The sequence below is a fragment of the Halorubrum persicum genome (assembly GCF_002727125.1).
GTDB classification, from domain to species: domain Archaea; phylum Halobacteriota; class Halobacteria; order Halobacteriales; family Haloferacaceae; genus Halorubrum; species Halorubrum persicum.
The window spans coordinates 1-16542 of sequence record NZ_NHOA01000009.1 but is presented as its reverse complement, the minus strand read 5'-3'; the positions used below and the strand labels follow the sequence as shown (position 1 = coordinate 16542).

Annotated in this window: 15 protein-coding genes and 1 pseudogene; 3 read left to right on the top strand and 13 right to left on the bottom strand. The window is 69.6% G+C overall.

Annotation, left to right across the window (positions count from 1 at the left end; all coding sequences use genetic code 11):
• Positions 1–18 precede the first annotated feature (18 nt).
• From DJ69_RS01475 to DJ69_RS01465, 3 genes are all read right to left on the bottom strand, one after another.
• On the bottom strand, positions 19–1002 hold the full coding sequence (locus DJ69_RS01475; RefSeq protein WP_099253978.1) for a DUF4382 domain-containing protein: 984 nt from the start codon (positions 1000–1002) through the stop codon (positions 19–21).
• A 268-nt stretch (positions 1003–1270) separates the two neighbouring features.
• Positions 1271–2371, bottom strand: coding sequence for a copper-containing nitrite reductase (nirK, locus tag DJ69_RS01470; RefSeq protein WP_099253977.1), 1101 nt, complete (start codon positions 2369–2371; stop codon positions 1271–1273).
• 195 nt (positions 2372–2566) lie between these two features.
• Entirely contained in the window at positions 2567–3226 is a 660-nt protein-coding gene (locus DJ69_RS01465) for a helix-turn-helix domain-containing protein (RefSeq protein WP_099253976.1), read from the bottom strand.
• 368 nt (positions 3227–3594) lie between these two features.
• On the opposite strand from DJ69_RS01465, the gene DJ69_RS01460 reads away from it, so the two are divergent.
• Positions 3595–6177 carry a heavy metal translocating P-type ATPase gene (locus tag DJ69_RS01460; RefSeq protein WP_099253975.1) on the top strand — a complete coding sequence of 861 codons (2583 nt, stop codon included), beginning with the start codon at positions 3595–3597 and terminating at the stop codon, positions 6175–6177.
• A 53-nt stretch (positions 6178–6230) separates the two neighbouring features.
• Here DJ69_RS01460 and DJ69_RS01455 read toward each other — a convergent pair whose 3' ends face one another.
• From DJ69_RS01455 to DJ69_RS01430, 7 genes are all read right to left on the bottom strand, one after another.
• Positions 6231–6920, bottom strand: a complete 690-nt coding sequence (locus tag DJ69_RS01455) for a hypothetical protein (RefSeq protein WP_099253974.1) — start codon at positions 6918–6920, stop codon at positions 6231–6233.
• 85 nt (positions 6921–7005) lie between these two features.
• On the bottom strand, positions 7006–8730 hold the full coding sequence (locus DJ69_RS01450; protein ID WP_099253973.1) for a cytochrome c oxidase subunit I: 1725 nt from the start codon (positions 8728–8730) through the stop codon (positions 7006–7008).
• A 1-nt stretch (position 8731) separates the two neighbouring features.
• On the bottom strand, positions 8732–9274 hold the full coding sequence (locus tag DJ69_RS01445; RefSeq protein WP_099253972.1) for a cupredoxin domain-containing protein: 543 nt from the start codon (positions 9272–9274) through the stop codon (positions 8732–8734).
• 7 nt (positions 9275–9281) lie between these two features.
• Positions 9282–9437, bottom strand: a complete 156-nt coding sequence (locus DJ69_RS18150; protein WP_180271691.1) for a hypothetical protein — start codon at positions 9435–9437, stop codon at positions 9282–9284.
• A gap of 141 nt (positions 9438–9578) precedes the next feature.
• Positions 9579–10940: a heme o synthase gene (locus tag DJ69_RS01440; protein WP_099253971.1), complete on the bottom strand. Its 1362-nt coding sequence runs from the start codon at positions 10938–10940 to the stop codon at positions 9579–9581.
• Positions 10941–11075: 135 nt separating this feature from the next.
• Entirely contained in the window at positions 11076–12401 is a 1326-nt protein-coding gene (locus DJ69_RS01435) for a 5'-deoxyadenosine deaminase (protein ID WP_099253970.1), read from the bottom strand.
• Positions 12402–12489: 88 nt separating this feature from the next.
• Positions 12490–12888, bottom strand: coding sequence for an SHOCT domain-containing protein (locus tag DJ69_RS01430; RefSeq protein ID WP_099253969.1), 399 nt, complete (start codon positions 12886–12888; stop codon positions 12490–12492).
• Positions 12889–13007: 119 nt separating this feature from the next.
• Here DJ69_RS01430 and DJ69_RS01425 point away from each other — a divergent pair, with 119 nt between their 5' ends.
• Positions 13008–13655, top strand: a complete 648-nt coding sequence (locus DJ69_RS01425; RefSeq protein ID WP_099253968.1) for a non-canonical purine NTP pyrophosphatase — start codon at positions 13008–13010, stop codon at positions 13653–13655.
• A 16-nt stretch (positions 13656–13671) separates the two neighbouring features.
• Here DJ69_RS01425 and DJ69_RS01420 read toward each other — a convergent pair whose 3' ends face one another.
• The 3 genes from DJ69_RS01420 to DJ69_RS18145 all read right to left on the bottom strand — a co-directional run bounded on the left by DJ69_RS01420 (position 13672) and on the right by DJ69_RS18145 (position 16041).
• The gene (locus DJ69_RS01420) at positions 13672–15012 is read right to left on the bottom strand and encodes an aminotransferase class III-fold pyridoxal phosphate-dependent enzyme (RefSeq protein WP_099253967.1); all 1341 of its coding nucleotides are present in this window, start codon (positions 15010–15012) and stop codon (positions 13672–13674) included.
• 233 nt (positions 15013–15245) lie between these two features.
• Complete coding sequence (locus tag DJ69_RS01415; RefSeq protein ID WP_004046948.1) at positions 15246–15521, bottom strand: PadR family transcriptional regulator; 276 nt, start codon at positions 15519–15521, stop codon at positions 15246–15248.
• Between the two features lie 373 nt (positions 15522–15894).
• Entirely contained in the window at positions 15895–16041 is a 147-nt protein-coding gene (locus tag DJ69_RS18145) for a hypothetical protein (protein WP_180271692.1), read from the bottom strand.
• Between the two features lie 197 nt (positions 16042–16238).
• Here DJ69_RS18145 and DJ69_RS01410 point away from each other — a divergent pair.
• Positions 16239–16542: pseudogene (locus DJ69_RS01410) on the top strand (DNA primase catalytic subunit PriS); the annotation flags it as partial.

Here is a 16542-nt window from a genome sequence, read left to right as displayed (position 1 = left end):
GTCCGGAGCGAGTCCCGTTCAGTTGTCGGTCCCGTTCGCGGTCGTTCCGTCCTCGGCGTCGCTCGGCTCGTCGTCGGTCTCGGTTCCGTCGCTCGTCGATCCGTCGTCCTCGCCGTCTTCGCTGCCGTCCGTCTCGGTCTCTCCGTTCTCACCGCCGTCGTCCTCGTCGTCCTTACCGACCTCGTTCACTTCCACGTCGCGCCCCGCCACACCGCTCCCCGAGATCACGGGTTTGAGGATGTACCCGTTGTTCCGCCCTCGTTTGACGACGTTGATGTCAAAGACGAAGCTGACGGACTCGTCGGGCGCGACCGCGAAGCCGCTCGTGATCTGGAGCTTCTCGCTCGGGAGCTTCACGTCGACTTCCTCGCCGCCGACGATCCCCTCGATCGCCGTAACCGAGTGTTCGATCTTCTCGTATTCCCCAGCCGGGATCTCGCCGTCGAACACGGCCATCGCGTCCTCCTCGATCACCTGCGTCAGATCGACGGTCGCGCCGTCGAGGTCGACGACGGTGAAGCCGCGGTCGGACCCGTCGTCGTCCTCGTCGTCGTCCGGTTCCTCGCCGCCCTCTTCGTCTCCTTCATCGTCCGCGTCACCTCCGTCTTCAACCTCCGCGGTCCCGTTCGCGGGGTCGTCGCCTTCGGTCTCGTTGCCGGTCTGTTCGCGCTCGTCGTCTTCGCCGTCCCCTCCCTCGGTCGCCTCGAAGATCCGAGCTTCGCCGAGGGTGACGTCCAACCGGTCGAAGTCGCCGATGTCGGCCGGCGCGTCGCTGATGAGGAGCCGGAAGTTACCGGTGAGCGTTTCGGCCCCATCCGAGCCGTCCGAGTCGTCGGTTCCGTCCGAGCCATCAGACGGCGCCAGTCCCCCGTCCCCGGCACAGCCGGCGAGCATCGCCGCGCTCGCGCCCGCGCCGAGCGCCACGAACTTTCGTCGACCGACGCCGTCGCTGCGATCGCCCTGAGAGTGATCCCCGTCTGTCGTCCGCGATTGGTCCGTCATACTGATTCATCGAACGCGTCCCGACGGGGTATAATGGGAAGATACTCCGTCCGAATCAGCGCCGATCAACTCGGTTTCACCACGCACATCCCTTTTTTCGGCACCGTTGAACGCTTTTCCCGCGAGGAAACGGTGAAATGTTGTACTTTCGAATGTTTCGTGCACGCCGAACAGTCTCGTGTGGACCACGCGGCTCACGAGCGGTCGGTGACCTCGGTCGGGCCGTGGGGGGGGTTCTTATCGTGGGCGGTGAGCCGTCCAGCGGCGATCACTCGCCGCCGGAATCGCCGTTGGGATTGGGGTCGTAGATGTCCGGTCTCTGCTCGCCCTGCACGTCGAGGACACCGAGAACCCCCTTGCGGACGACCCGAGTCAGCGAGTGATCGACGAGCTTGATCGGACCGGGCACCGGCGTCTTGATCTCGGCGGCGGTGACGGTGCCGGGCCTGACCGGCGTCGTCTCCACGAACCGGGCGGGGTCCGAGACGAGGTCGCCGTCCCGGTAGAGCTTGTCCCAGACGTTGCCGATCGCGTGCCACGAGCTGCTGAGGTTCGGGCCGCCGTTGGACATGAAGACCCGGATCCGCTCGTCCTGCTCGACCTGGATCCGACCGTACCCCGACTCGGTGAAGGCGTACGCCTCGCCGTTGTAGGTCACGTAGGTCGGGTCCTCGGATTTGGCGGCCTCGAGGCTGAACTTGTGGTGGCCCTCCTTGCCCGCCGCCTTGTCCGTGTAGATCTCGTGCTGGCCGAGGTAGAGCTCGCGGTCGACCTCCGGAAGCCCTCCTTTCGGCTCGACGAGGATGGCACCGAACATGCCCGCGCTGATGTGGTGGTCCATGTTCGGGACCGCACAGTGGTAGATGTGGACGCCGGGGTAGGTGGCCTTGAACTCGATCGTGGCCTCCTCGCCCGGCGCGATCGTCGTCGCGTCGGCCCCGCCGCCGGGCCCGTAGACGGCGTGGAAGTCGATGTTGTGCGGCATCTTGCTGCTCTCGGGGTTCCGCAGCGTGAGGTTCACCGTGTCGCCCCGGCGGACGCGGACCATCGGCCCCGGAACCCGACCCTCGAAGGTCATGTAGTCGAAGGTGACGCCGGGCTCGATCTCGGCGGTCAGCTCCTGCGTCTCGAGGGTCACGTCGTGCGTGCGCGGCTGGCTCCAGTCGACCGGGTCCGGCACGTCAGTCGGATCCGCGGCGATCCTGTCCACGTCGACCGACGCGGCGCCGGACGAGTCCGACGTTTGGGCCGACGTGGTCGACGCCGCGGCGTCCGTACTGTCCTCGGCACAGCCGGCGAGCGCGGCGACCCCGCCGAGGCCCGCGGCTTTCAGGAACGAGCGCCGTTCGATGTTGGGGAGTAGCGTCATTGTCTCTGCCTCCGGTTGTGGATAGACAGTTATACTCTGTATAATTGCACAATTATTCTCATTTTGTGGGCGAATTCCTGAACATCATCGCCCGATTTTACTTAAAGGATGTTCGGGGGCGAGCGGACGGCGGCCGAACCCGCTCGCTCCCCGGGGAGTCCCGGTGCGATCGCGGGTTCGGCGCGGGGGCGGGCGTCACTCGGTCGCTTCGTCGGCGTCGGCCTGCGGCGGAAGGTCCTCGGCGAACCGCTTGACGGCGACCTCTTCCGCGCGGTGGAGCGCCTCGCTGCAGGTGGACTTCGCGAATCCGGCGCAGTCGGCCAGGTCGGTGAGCGAGCAGGTTCGCGGCGTGTCGTAGTACCCCTCCTCGATCGCGCTGAGGAGCAGCTCCTGTTCGGTCTCGGTCAGGAGCTGGCTCGCCTGCAGCCGCTCCTGGACGTGCTTGACGCGGAACTCCAGGCCGAGGTCGTCGAACTGCCGGCCCAGCTCCGAGATCCGGTCGTGGGCGCCGGTGACGTCGATGATCGCGTCGCCGTCGCTGATCTCGACGGGCATCTCGAAGGGGACGCCGGATCGCTTCGCCGCGAGGAGCAGCAGCGGCGCCGAGGTTTCGAACTGCACCGTAACCTCACGGTCGGCCCGCCCCACGACCGAGGTCTCGGTGACGGACGGGTGCGACTCCATCGCCTCGAGCACCGCTTCGACCTCCGGGGCGGTTATCCACACGAGCGCGAACCCCGGGCCGTCCCCGGGGAGCCCCGCGATCACCCGAAACGTCGCCTCCGGGAACTCGCGGGACACGTCGGCCGCCCACGGGCCGTCCGGAAGCTCGACGACGAGGCGTGCCTGTGTCATCGGTCTCCTCCGCCGGCAGCCGGCGCTGGTTCGGACCGCGGTCGCGGGAGCGGGCGTCCCCTCCCCGACCGCCGGGTCGTGAGCGTGACGCGTCGTCGGTCGAGGGCGTGTTCAACCATCGTCGGACGATCTCACGTGGGGTCCGAGATTGGAAGGTGACACCGGACGTTCCCGCCCGCTGACGCGACCAGCCGAACTATTCGGGAGGCGGGCTTATACCCGTCTCAGCACGGAACGGGGCCCGCCGCTTCCGGGCCCGACGGGTCGCGGCGCCGACCGATCCCCACCCGGCCGCGTCGCCGATCGTCGGCGAAGGCCCGAACACGTTCGCGAATAGGGTCTCGTGGGTGGCCGACCGATCACGACTGATGGCCGACTGTCGGCTCTGTGATCTCCCGACCCCGGACCCGCCCGTCACGACGCCCGGCGTCGACGGCGAGTTCTGCTGTCGCGGCTGTCTGGAGGTGGCTCGCCGACTCGACGAGGCGGACGGCGGCGACGCGGCGAACGACGACGAGACGGAGGGGAGCCGGACCGAAGGAGCGGTGGCCGGAGAAGACCGTGCGCCGGCCGGAGACGACCACGCGGCGCCCGAGTCGGCGCCCCCGTCGGACGCGGCCGAGGCCTATCTGGCGGTCGACGGGATGCACTGTACCACCTGCGAGGCGTTCCTCGACCTGCGCGGCGACGATCGGGCGGGCGTGCACGCGGTCGATGCCAACTACGGGACCGAGACCGCTCGGGTCGTCTACGATCCGGAGGAGATCGCGCGCGCGGCGCTCCCGACGGCGCTCTCCGGATACGGCTACACGCTCCGGTTTCGGGACGGGTCGGCGACGGAGAGCGGTCGCGATGCGGGTACAGACGCCGGCCAGGGTGAGGCGAGCCCGGCAGACCGAACGGTCGAGCGGCTCGCGGTCGGCGGCTTCCTCGCGGTGTTGATCATGCCGTGGTACGTCCTGTCGCTGTACCCGAGCTACCTCGGCGTCGAGACCAACGTCCTCGCGATCGACACGACCACCGCCGCGGGGCGGTATCTGCCGCTGGCGTTCATCGCCCTCCTGACGACCGTCCTGCTGGCGTACACGGGGGCGCCGCTCCTCCGCGGCGCGTACGTGAGCGTCCGGGCGCGTCGGCCGAACATGGACCTGCTCGTCGCGGTGGCCGCGCTGTCCGCGTACGCGTACAGCACCCTCGCGCTCGCGACCGGCAGCACGCACCTGTACTACGACGTCACGGTCGCGGTCGTGATGGTCGTCTCGCTCGGGCGGTACTACGAGGGCCGAGTCCGCGCGCGGGCGAACGACCTCCTCGAAACCGCCACGGCCGCTCGCGTCGAGTCGGCGACGCGCGTGACCGACGCCGGCGCCGAAACCGTCCCGATCGCGGACCTCGAGCCGGGCGACCGAGTCCGGGTCACGCCCGGCGAACGCGTGCCGATCGACGGCACCGTGATCGAGGGGACCGCCGACGTCGACGAGTCCGTGCTCACCGGCGAGTCGCTGCCGGTGCGAAAGGAGCCCGGCGAGACCGTCATCGGCGGCGCGACGCTCCTCGGCGATGTCCGGGCGGCCGACGGCGGAGCGGACGAGTCGGCCGGCGCGATCGTGATGGCGGTCGGGGAGGACGCCGAGAGCACCGCGGACCGCCTCGCCGCCGCCCTCTGGGAGGTCCAGACCGCGACCCCCGGTATCCAGCGGTTCGTCGACGCGCTCGCCACGGTGTTCGTGCCGGTCGTGTTGACGATCGGGCTGCTCGTCGCCGGCTGGCGGCTCGTGACCGGCGGACCGATCGCCGGCGCGATGCTCGCCGGACTGACCGTCCTCGTTGTCTCCTGTCCGTGCGCGATGGGGCTCGCGACCCCGCTCGCCGTCTCCGGCGGGCTCCGCGACGCGCTCGATCGCGGCGTTGTCGTCACGGACGCCTCGGTGTTCGAGGTGGCTCGGGACGCCGAGACGGTCGTGTTCGACAAGACCGGGACGCTCACCGCGGGGGAGATGCGCGTCAGCGCCACGTACGGCGACGACCGGACGCTTCGGCGCGCCGCCGCGGTCGAACGCCGCGCCGACCACCCCGTCGCGGACGCGATCCGGGAGGCTGCGGCGGGCGATCAGGTGGTGACAGACGACCGCCCACCGACCGACGATCGCCCTCCGATCGACGATCGCCCACGAGAGACGCGGGTGGAGTCGTTCACCCGCCATCCCGGCGCCGGCATCTCCGGGACGCTCGCCGCCGGCGACGGCGGGGAGTCCGATTCCCGGCCCCCCGGTTCGCGCGTCGTCGTCGGGACCGCCGATCTCGTCGAACGCGAGTGCGATCCGCTCCCCGAGGATCTGCGGGAGCGCGTCGATACCGTCGCCGATCGGGGCGCCCTGCCGGTCGTGGTGGGATGGAACGGCGCCGCCCGCGGCGTGATCGCCGTCGAGGACCGCGACCGAGCCGGCTGGACGGCGGCCCTCGAAGCGTTCGCCGACCGGGAGGTGGCAGTCCTGACCGGCGACGAAGGCCCGCGGGCCGACCGGTTCCGGCACCACCCCGCGGTGGACGAGGTCTTCGCCGGCGTGCCGCCGGACGGGAAGCTCGAGGCGATCCGCGGGTTCGCCGCCGCCGGGCCCACCGTGATGGTGGGCGACGGCACCAACGACGCGCCGGCGCTCGCGGCGGCCGACCTCGGCATCGCGATGGGCGACGGGACGGCTCGCGCCGTCGAGGCCGCGGATGTCGTGATCGCCGGTGAGGACCTCCGGGCGGTCGAGACCGTGTTCGACCTCGCGGCGGGGACGCGGCGGCGCATCCGAGAGAACGTGGCGTGGGCGCTGTGTTACAACGCGGTGGCGATCCCGCTCGCGGTCGCGGGAGCGCTCAACCCCTTCTTCGCCGCCCTGGCGATGGCCGCCAGCAGCGGGATCGTCGTGACGAACTCGACGCGGTCGGTGCTCCGGGAGTGAGACGCGAGGGGTCGGCCCCGCACCACCGGAGCGGTGGGCAGTCCGACGCCCCCTCAGACCGTCCGAACGAACCGACGGAGGGTCTCGCCGTTCAGGCCCCGGAGCTCGACCACGAACTGCGCCCCGGAGGGGCCGTCGGAGAGCGACTCGCGGGGCGCCGAGACCGCGTACGGCGGCTCGCCGCTGCGGTCGATCTCCTCGCCCCCCGAGAGGAGCACCACGTGGTCGACCCCCTCGGCGGTCTCGAGTTCGCAGGTGATCGGGTCGCCGCCCGTCTCGCAGACGAGGTCCGCCGTCACGTCGCCGCCGTCGGCGCCGAAGCCGGACGAGAAGTCGAGCAGCATCACGCCCGGCGCGAGGGTTCCCACGAGCGCGACGATCACGAGGAACGTCGTGAAGTTGATCGTCGACCCGTTGCGGGCGATCCGCCTGACGGTGGGGTTCTCCGCGGTGCGGCGCAGTCGGATCACCGCCGGCACGACGAGCAGGTGCGTGAGCGGCCCCCACCCGATCAGGACGAAGCCGTACGCGATCGCGTACCGGAGCGCGATCGCCTCGGTCCAGTACGCCGTCAGGACGTTCCCGCCCATCCACAGGAAGAACCCGAGGAAGACGAGCGCGCCGCTCTTGAGCCAGCGCCAGACGGGCGTGTTCGCGTAGTACACGCTCAGGAAGTCGCGCCACGCCTGGCGTACGATACCGCCGAGTCGCGTCCGGGTCGTCGGTCGGGAAGCGTCGGTCATTCGTGGGATGTCTCGTTGTCGGTCGGGCGGCGATCGGGTCGGTCGTTCGGGCGTGAGAGCAGACGGTGGTCCGGACGGTCGGCGCCTACGCGCCGATCGCCCACAGCTGGGTCAGGAGGTACCAGTTCAACACGTAGACGGCGGCGAAGACGCCGAGGAAGATCAGACAGAGCGCGAAGGTCCCGCGGAGTTCGACCGCGTGGATCGGCTCTCCGCCGTCGGCGTGGAGCCCGCCCTCGGGCAACATCCCGCCGTCGTCGCCGGCGGGGAGCCGACCGCCGAACAGCAGCGAGCCGACCGAGACGCCGACGAACAGGACGCCGGAGAGGATGGCCAGGAGCGCGAAGACCCCGAAGATCATGAATATCGGGATCGCGGCCGAGAAGCTGAACTCCGAGCCGGGGATGTTCCTGACGGCCTCGGCGGTCCGGCGCGGCACGCCGTAGAGGATCCCGGCGTACATCAACATCAGCGTGGCGACGCTCATCGCGGCCCCGTAGGCGTACGGGATCGCGCTCGCCAGCGTGTCCGAGACGTAGTCACGGCGGAACATCGTCTTGATGACGAAGAGGACGAGCCCGAAGAACGCGAGCGTCGTCCCGAGCGCGACGGTCGCGTGGAAGTGACCGACCGTCGCGAGGGTGTTGTGCCAGGTCATGTTCACCTGCACCTGCCCCATCACGACGCCGGTGATCCCGCCGAGGAACCCGAAGAGGATGATGCTGAAGATCGTCGAGGCGAAGACGGGGTTTCGCCACGGCGCGGAGGTGAGCCAGCCGAAGAGCCCGCCGCCCTGTCCCCGCCGCCGCCGACCGGCCTCGATGCCCGCCGGGATCGCGAACGCGTGGATCATGCTCGCGAAGGCCGCCCCGTAGAAGGCGTAGGAGGTGTTCCAGATGCGCCACCCCGCGGACATACCGGGGTCGACGAGCAGGTGGTGGGCCGCCCCGAGGTTGATGAAGAAGAGGTAGAGGATGAAGGCGGTCCGCGAGACCTTCTCGGAGATCACCACCGCGCCGCCCACCACGTGCGTCAGGAAGTACCACACCGTGATCATCGCGAGCAGGTTGATCTGCTGTGTCCCGTGGCCGACGATCCAGTAGAGCTGCCGATAGATCCCCGGGTCCACCGAGGCGATGAGGTCGATCCGCCAGGCGAGCGCGTACGCGAACGCGGCGATCCCGCCGAGGATCGCCTCCACGGCGATGATCCCGGTGACGAACGCGCCGAAGGCGACGAGCGGGAGGGTTCTGCTGCTGTCGCGGGTCGCCGTCCAGATCGTCGCGAAGAACGGGACCGCCGCGATCGTGGCCCCCAGCAGGAAGAGGATCGCCGTGCCGTAGAACCACGGCGTGACGGGAAGCGGGACGTACGCCGTCAACAGCGGCGCCTCGTTGGGCGCTTCGGCCAGCCAGATGGACGCGTTCACGCCGATCGCCCCGGCCACCATCGTGACCCAACCGAGGGTCGCGAGCCGACGGAGCGGGAGCTTCCGGCCGAGCACCATCGGACCGCCGACGTAGAGGACGGCGATCTCCATGAACACCATCCAGAAGATGAGCAGGTTCCACGCGTGTATGCTCAGATGCGTGTAGTAGCTGCTCGGGTCGAGGAGGCCGACGAACTCCCAACGCGTCATCGCGACGGAGAACGCGAAGCTCCCGCCGACCGCGAGCGCGATCACCGCGGTCAGTCCGAACAGCTTCACGTAGTTCTCCACGGATCGGTGGATGTCGAGTCCGGTCACCGAACAGGTTCGGAAGCCGTCCGACCCGTAGTCGTTCCGGAAGAGGGAGGCGATCGCCGACATGCTACCCCTCCACCACCGTGAAGCGACCGTGCATCGTCCGATGGCCCTGGCCGCAGAACTCGTTACAGACGACGTGGTAGGTGCCCGGCTCGTCGAAGGTCATCGGGATCACCCACTCGGAGCCCGGGAACACCTGAAGGTTGATCTGCTTGTTCAGGTTCTCTTCCGGCCTGACCGAGAAGCCGTGCTGCACGTCGTAGGCGCCGAGGTGGATGTCGTACTCGCGTCCCGCCTCGAGGACGGCCGGGAGCCCGTCCCAGTTGAACCGCATCGCGCCGACGTACACGTCGTCGCCGGGCGGGATCAGGCCGTCGTCCGTCTCCTCGGCGGCCTCCTTGTACTCGCCGACGCGCTCCTGATACTGGTCGGGGTCGACCTCGTACGTCGTGCCGATCGGGTTCTGGTCGCCGAACTGCGTGAACCCCGCCATCCACGTGAAGATGCCGAGCGACCACGCGCCCGCGAGCCCCAGCCAGATGCTCTCGCGGCGGTGCACCGGCGTGTTCCACCAGTCGTCGTCGGGGTCGTCGAGTGGGTTGCTCATCTCTCGGTCACCTCACTGGGAGCGACAGGAGATCGAGCAGTCCCCACCCGACGTAGGCCACGAGAAAGAACACGATCGCCGCCGCGGCCAACAGCCAGATGCGATTATAGAGGCGTTGCATCGCTGGAACGTCGTCACCGTCGGATCTCGTACGGTTGCTCATCGGTCGCTCACACGGTCCGATACACAGATACGCATGGTGAGCGTTATCACGCACATGTTCGCCCGGCGGTGTTGAACCGGATCGGCGACGACCCGCTTCGGACGAGGCGAGCGCCGCGGCGGTCCGCCGCGCCGGCCCGGCTCACATCGCGAACGTCTCCACGAGGATCGCCGCGAGGACGGCCCCGAGATAGGCGTTCGAGGCGTGGAAGCTCCGATACGCGGCGGCCCGCTCCTCCCCGGCGTCCCGCTGGTCGACGTCGTACTGGCGGACCACGCTTCGCACGAACAGCGCCCCGAGCGCCGTGGTGGTGACGGCGTAGAGGACGCCGAGCCCGGTGACGCTCCCGAGCAGGACCGCGGCGATCAGGGTGACGCCGAGCCACGCGAGTATCCGTCGCCGCGCGGTCCCGACGCCCGCGACGACCGGGAGCATCGGGTAGTCGGCCCGCGCGTAGTCCTCGCGGTGAGCGATCGCGAGGTTGTAGAAGTGCGCCGGCGTCCAACAGCAGACGACGGCCGCGAGCAGGACGGCCGGGAGGCGGACGGTCCCGGTCACCGCGGCGTACCCGATCAGGGCGGGCAGGGCGCCCGACCCCCCGCCGATCACGGTGTTCCACTTGGTGGTCGGCTTCAACAGCACCGTGTAGACGTACGCGTAGTAGACGATCGCCGCCGCGGTGAGCGCGGCCGCGAGCGCGTTGACGAGGGCGAGCATGACCGCCATCGAGGCGAGGACCAGCGCGACGGCGAAGCCGACCGCGCGCCGGACGCCGACTCGATCGGTCGCGATCGGTCGGTCCGCGGTCCGCCGCATCTTCCGGTCGCGGTCGCGCTCGTAGATGTGGTTGAACGCCCCGGACGCCCCGGTCGCGAGGACGCCGCCGCCCAGGGTCGCGACGACGGTTACGCCGTCGAGCGTTGCGCCGCCCACGGCGGCCAATCCCATCCCGGCCAGCGCGAGCAGGCACAACAGCCACATCAGCCGGGGTTTTGTCAGTTCGAGATACGCCCGCCCCCGGTCCCGAAACGAGAGCCCGCCGCCGCCGGGCGCCGAGGGGTCGGCGGTCCCGTCAGGTTCGTTCGACGACGCCCGACCGGCCGAGCCGCCCAGAGACCCGTCGGCGCTCGAGACGGTCGCGGTCGCCTCGACCCTGAGCACGAGCGTGACGAGGAGCACGGCGAACACCGCGACCCCGCCCAACAGGTGGAGGCCGCCGTCGAACGGGGCGACGCCGGTCTGCCCCGCGAGCCCGACGCCCGCCTGTCCCGCGTAGGCGATCAGGACGGCGATCGTTCCGACGCGGATTCCGCGAGCGGCCGCCGTCCGCTGGGCGACGAGCGCCGTGACGGCGAGGAGCGCGCCGACGGCGACCGCGGCGACCTGGTGGATCGCGGCGACCGCGGCACCGGCGTCCGCGGCGGCAGTCGCCCCGAGCGCGACGAGCAGATACGTCCCCACGACTGACCAGACCAGAAGCGTCGTGAGCCGTGGTCGATCCATACGTCGGACTCGGCCCGCGTCCCCGCGTTCTTTCCCCCGAATATGTTCGACGCGTCGGTCCGGCGGCAGAGATGGCGCTCCGTGAGCGTCTCGGGGAGGCCGGTGCTCTCACCCCCGCCGACCCCGTCGGCGGGGTTACAGTTCGGTCGTCTCGATGCCGGCCTCCTCGACGACGCGTGTCGCGTGGCGGGTGGCGCGTTCGCGAACCGCGTCGGCGTCGATCCCGACGTGCTCGCCGTCGTCGTACCGGACTCGCCCGTCGACCATGGTGAACACCACGTCGTCGCCGTGGGCGGCGTACACCAGGTGCGAGAGCGGGTCGTGGAGCGGGGTGGCGCGGGTGCGGTCGGTGGTGATCCCGATCACGTCCGCGCGCTGTCCCTCGCGCAGCGCGCCGAGACGGTCGAAGCCGGCGGCGCGCGCGCCGCTCGCCGTCGCCATCTCCAGCACCGTCGGGGCCGGAAGCCGGGTCGGGTCGCGGGCGTCGACCTTCCCGAGGAGGCTCGCCTGCCGCATCTCGGTGAAGGGGTCGAGCGTGTTGTTGCAGGGCGGCCCGTCGTTGCCGATCGCGACCGTGACCCCGCGGTCGAGGTAGTCCTGCACCGGGGCGATCCCCGAGGCGAGCTTCATGTTCGAGGAGGGGCAGTGGGTGACGACCGTGTCGGTGTCGGCGAGGACCTCGCGCTCGGCCTCGTCGGTGTGGACGCAGTGCGCGAGCGTCACGTCCGGGCCGGTGAGCCCGACCTCGTCGAGCCAGAGGACGTTTCGCATTCCCGTCTCCTTCTCGACGGCGGCGATCTCGTCCTCGTTCTCGCTCGCGTGCGTGTGGATCGTCACGCCGTCGTGGCGGTCCGCGAGGTCGCGACAGCCGCGCAGGCACTCCTCCGTACAGGAGACGGCGAACCGCGGCGTGACCGCGTAGCGCACCCGACCGTCGGCGGCGTCGTGGTACTTGCGGATCAGCGACTCGCTCTCCGCGAGCGCGGCGTCGGTGTCTTCGATCAGGCCGTCCGGCGACTCCTTGTCCATCAGCACCTTCCCGAGCCGCGCGCGGATCCCCGTCTCGATCGCCGCCTCGAACGCCTCCGCGGCGTGGTTGACGGAGAGGTGGTCGACGACGGTCGTCGTCCCCGACTCCAGACACTCCAGGTAGCCCAGTTCGGCGGCGGCGCGTGTCGCGTCGGCGTCCATCGCGGCCTCCATCGGGAGCACGGCGTCGAACAGCCAGTCGAGCAGCGCGGCGTCGTCGGCGATCCCGCGGCCGAGCGACTGCACGGAGTGCACGTGGCCGCCGATCAGTCCGGGCGCCACGATGTCGAGGTCGCGTCGCTCGTGGTCGGGGTACGCCTCGCGGAGGGGTTCGGCCTCGCCGACCGCGGCGATCGTCTCCCCCTCGACGACGACGGCGCCGTCGGGGATCACGGTCTCGGGATCGGCGATGACGGTTCCGGCGATCAGCATGTCCGTCCGTTCCTGACGGTCGGAGCGTAAGAGGGTGTCCGTTCGGAGCGGTTCCGGAGGCCGCGCGTCCCCGGGCACCGATCACCGACTACTCGAACTCGATGTCGCGCTCTCGCTCTCGCTCGCGGTTGGGACCGTCTTCGACGCGCCCCGCCAACTCTTCGGTCTCCAGTAGCCGGTCGAGTTTCCGTTCGAACTCCTCCTCGCCGATCTCGCCGGTCGCGTACCGCTCGCGGAGCGTCGCCAGCGGGTCATCCTCGGCGGCCGAGATCGACTGCTCGGCCGGCACCTCGGCGCCGACGAGCGGGAAGTCGTCCCCCAGAAGCACCACCAGCGGGATGAGGATGAAGAACCCGAGGATGAACGTGGCGGGGATCAACGGTCCCAGTATCTCGGGGAGGAGCACGGCGAACAGCGCCGTGACCCCGAACGAGAGGATCGCGATGAGTCCGATCAGCCGCTTCTTCTCGAACGTCGGGAGGGCCATGTCGCACAAAGCCCGGTGAATCAACAAAAACGTACTGCCGCAGTTCGACGGCCGCGCCGGCGGGTCCGCGCTCGCCCGCGACCGACGGCTATTCGTTCCGGCCGCCCGCATCCCCACCCGTGCTCAGATACGTGACGACGAATCCCGGGAAGGTGCGCGAGGCGGAGCGCTACCTCCGGGACGGTTCGGTGGAGCGGCTCGACTTCGACTACCCGGAGATCCAGGCCGCGGAGCTGGGGCCGATCGCCGCGCGCGGCGCCCGCGAGGCGTACCGCCACCTCGGCGAGCCGGTCCTCGTCGACGACGCGGGGCTGTTCGTCGAGGGGCTCGACGGCTTCCCCGGCCCGTACTCCTCGTACGTCGAGGAGACGCTGGGGATCGAGCGCGTCCACGACATCGCCGCCGACCTCGACGACCGCCGGGCCGCGTTCCGCTGCGTGCTCGGCTACTGCGACGGCGGGGGGTTCGCCGCGACCCCGGATCCGGTCGACCGCGGCGACCGGGACGCGGCCGCGGCGGCGGGGCCGAGCGGAGGCGGGACCGAGCCGGACGGAAATGCGCCGACCGACCCGCTCCCGGTCAAGCTCTTCGAGGGGTACGTCCCCGGTCGGATCGTCGCGCCGCGCGGGGAGGGCGGATTCGGCTACGACCCGATCTTCGAACACGACGGCGAGACGTTCGCCGAGATGGACACCGACCGGAAGAACGCGGTGTCACACCGCGGGCGCGCGTTAGAGAAGTTCGCGGAGTGGTACGCGGACCGGTAGGCCGACGGCCCCGCGGCTACGCGGCGCCCTCGATCGCCGCGGTGAGGAGGTCGCAGCCGAGCGCGATCTCGCGTTCGGTCACGTCGAGCGGCGGAAGGACCCGGAGCACGTCGTAGCCGCACGCCAGCGTGAGCAGCCCCCGCGAGAACGCGCGCTTCAGGACCGCGTCCCGGCGCTCCTTCGAGTCGAACTGGAGCGCGAGCAGCAGCCCCTTCCCGCGCACGTCGTCGACGCCGGGGAGGTCGGCGTCGCGCATCGTCTCCTTGAACTGCCGCCCCCGGACGGTGGCGTTGTCCATCAGGTCGTGTTCGCGGATCGCGTCGAGCGTGAGCGCGCCCTGCGCCGACGCGATGATGTCTCCCGCCCCCCACGTCGACGAGAGCCGACTCTTCTCGTCCGGGAACACGTCCGACCGGGAGATCGTCGCGCCGACGCGAAGCCCCTTGGCGCTGGTGATCACGTCGGGTTCGAGCGCGTAGTGGTCCGACCCCCACCGTTCGCCGGTGCGACCGACGCCCGACTGGATCTCGTCGGCGATCAGGGTGATGTCGTGTTCGTCGGCCAGCGCGGCGATCTCGTCGGTGAACGCCTCCGAGGGGAACCGGTACCCCCCCTCTCCCTGTATCGGCTCCATGATCAGGTACGCCACGTCGTCGGGGTCGACGTGCCCACGTTCGGGGTCGAGCTTCCGCCGGAGCTGCGAGACCCCGTCGGCGAAGAAGCCGCACGAGCAGGTCTCGGCGGTGCAGGTGCGGTCGTCGCAGAACGGCACGTCGTGCACGCCGCTTATCTCCGGGAAATCGCGGCGGTACACGGATTTGGACCGATTGAGCGAGAGCGCGCCCAGCGTCCGCCCGTGGAACGCCCCGTCGAAGGTGATCGCGTGTTTCGCGCCGCCCGACTCGTCGTACGCGATCTTGATCGCGTTCTCGACCGCCTCCGCCCCCGAGTTCGAGAGGAAGACGGTGTCCATATCGTAGTGTGCGGTGACCTCCGTGAGCCGCTCCATCAGTCCGGACGCGCCCGGGACCCCGTCGCCCGGCGACTCGCCGCCGGCGACGTAGAAGTCCTGTCCCGCGATCTTCAGCGGGTCGACGAGGTCGAACTCGGCGAGCGGCTCCATGATCAGCGGGTTGTTGTAGCCGAGGGGCGCGGCGGCGACGTGACTGGTGAAGTCCATGAGAACGTTGCCGTCGACGTCGGTACAGAACGGGCCCTCGGCGGGCGCGGTGCGGTCCCAGACGAACTCGTAGACGTACGTGCTCGGCGCGGCCGACTCGTGGTGGTACTCCACCCATTCCCGCGCGCGGTCGCCCGGGAGGTCGGTCACGTCGGGCGCTGCGGTGTCGCGATCCATGCCGACGTGTGGCCCTCGGAGCGAATAAAGGAAAGGCGATACGGCCGACGTTGGAGAAACGTCCAACTCCGGGCGGAAAGCGTCCGGTCCCGGTCAAAAGATCAGCGGGGAGCGGCCGAGCGACCGGACGTGTCGGCAGATCGAAGACGGGCGGACGAACGAGAGACACGGAGGGCCGGCGAAGGCGCGAGACGAGCCGTTGTCGACCGCCGGATCCCCGTGGGGTCGGTCGATCAGTGGTCGACGTACTGCGCCTCCCACTCGGTCCGCGCGTCGATCTCGCGGCGGCCGCGGCGGGTCAGCGTGTAGTAGTTCGTGCGCCGGTCGCGTTGGCCCTTTTCGACGAGCCCCTTCTCGACGAGCGTATCGAGGTTGGGATAGAGCCGACCGTGGTGGATCTCCTTCTCGTAGTAGTCCTCGAGCTCTTCCTTGATGGCGAGTCCGTGGGGCTCGTCCAAGCCGGCGATCACGTAGAGCAGGTCACGCTGGAAACCTGTGAGGTCGTACATACAACGATCTACACATACCTATCGTGAATAAATAAATATACCGTTATATGGAGCGCCTATCTCTCCGTCACCCCGTGTAGTCGACGGATTTCACGGGATCCGTTCTGTCAGCGGAGCAACCGTCATCTCGACATTGCGCCCCTGAGCCGTCACACACTCGTTTCTACTCCGTTATGTGTTCGGGTTCTGAGACGGTCACGGTCGTCGCCGACGGCGCTGCGGCTCGTCGGTGTTATCGTCGGAAAGAGGCACGCCCGACGCGGAAAAAAGCCGCGTCAGGCCTGCCGATTGGTCCCCGCTGACGCTTCGGCCCTCCAGACGAAGCGTCACCTGAACGTACAGGGTACCGACTGATAAACCTAACGAGCGCGCGCTACATGTGTTCTTCTTCTAACACCCAGCCGAGCGCGCGCTTGTAGTGGGCGAACAGCTCCTCGACGCCGCGGTGGTTCATCTCCTCGTCGTCCAACTGCTCGCGGAGGAACTCGTACTGCTCGCGAACCTCGTCTTCGGAACGCATGGGCTCGGGTACGCTCCCTGCCGGCATAGTGTTGTGGCCGAGGGCGAGCCCTTCGTGAGATCTCGACGCGGTTCCGATCGGTTCCGTCCGGTCGGAAGCGGGTTCGACGGGTCGACGCCGAACGTCCGAGGCCCCGGCCTCGTCGGTCGCCCGCGAACGATACGTTGATACGTCGACCGCGGGTACGAGGTGAGACGATGGACGACCGGACGCGCGAGTACCTCAAGGGCCGGTTCGGCGACTACTACCGCCGGGCCTCGCCGGCGCTCCCGCCGGACGCGAACCTCCGCGAGTGGGGCCACATCCCGTGGACTCGCGGGTCGGGAACGACGATGCTCCGTCACCAGTCGCTGTACGACCTGGGCGACGTGGACACGTTCTTCGCGGACAACGCGCCCCGGCACGCGTACTTCTCGGCCGCCCGCTACGACGATCCCGGTGCGTCGACGATGTCGCAGAAGGGGTGGCGCTCCGCCGACCTCGTCTTCGACCTCGACGCCG

Bases quoted from the DNA above. Each gene is read 5' to 3' on its own strand.
- DJ69_RS01430 (WP_099253969.1), bottom strand. From the start codon at position 12,888: ATGGCCCTCCCGACGTTCGAGAAGAAGCGGCTGATCGGACTCATCGCG.
- DJ69_RS01455 (WP_099253974.1), bottom strand. From the start codon at position 6,920: ATGACCGACGCTTCCCGACCGACGACCCGGACGCGACTCGGCGGTATC.
- DJ69_RS01445 (WP_099253972.1), bottom strand. From the start codon at position 9,274: ATGAGCAACCCACTCGACGACCCCGACGACGACTGGTGGAACACGCCG.
- DJ69_RS01440 (WP_099253971.1), bottom strand. From the start codon at position 10,940: ATGGATCGACCACGGCTCACGACGCTTCTGGTCTGGTCAGTCGTGGGG.
- DJ69_RS01460 (WP_099253975.1), top strand. From the start codon at position 3,595: ATGGCCGACTGTCGGCTCTGTGATCTCCCGACCCCGGACCCGCCCGTC.
- DJ69_RS18150 (WP_180271691.1), bottom strand. From the start codon at position 9,437: ATGAGCAACCGTACGAGATCCGACGGTGACGACGTTCCAGCGATGCAA.
- DJ69_RS01415 (WP_004046948.1), bottom strand. From the start codon at position 15,521: ATGTACGACCTCACAGGTTTCCAGCGTGACCTGCTCTACGTGATCGCC.
- DJ69_RS01435 (WP_099253970.1), bottom strand. From the start codon at position 12,401: ATGCTGATCGCCGGAACCGTCATCGCCGATCCCGAGACCGTGATCCCC.
- DJ69_RS01450 (WP_099253973.1), bottom strand. From the start codon at position 8,730: ATGTCGGCGATCGCCTCCCTCTTCCGGAACGACTACGGGTCGGACGGC.
- DJ69_RS01420 (WP_099253967.1), bottom strand. From the start codon at position 15,012: ATGGATCGCGACACCGCAGCGCCCGACGTGACCGACCTCCCGGGCGAC.
- DJ69_RS01465 (WP_099253976.1), bottom strand. From the start codon at position 3,226: ATGACACAGGCACGCCTCGTCGTCGAGCTTCCGGACGGCCCGTGGGCG.
- nirK (WP_099253977.1), bottom strand. From the start codon at position 2,371: ATGACGCTACTCCCCAACATCGAACGGCGCTCGTTCCTGAAAGCCGCG.
- DJ69_RS18145 (WP_180271692.1), bottom strand. From the start codon at position 16,041: ATGCGTTCCGAAGACGAGGTTCGCGAGCAGTACGAGTTCCTCCGCGAG.
- DJ69_RS01475 (WP_099253978.1), bottom strand. From the start codon at position 1,002: ATGACGGACCAATCGCGGACGACAGACGGGGATCACTCTCAGGGCGAT.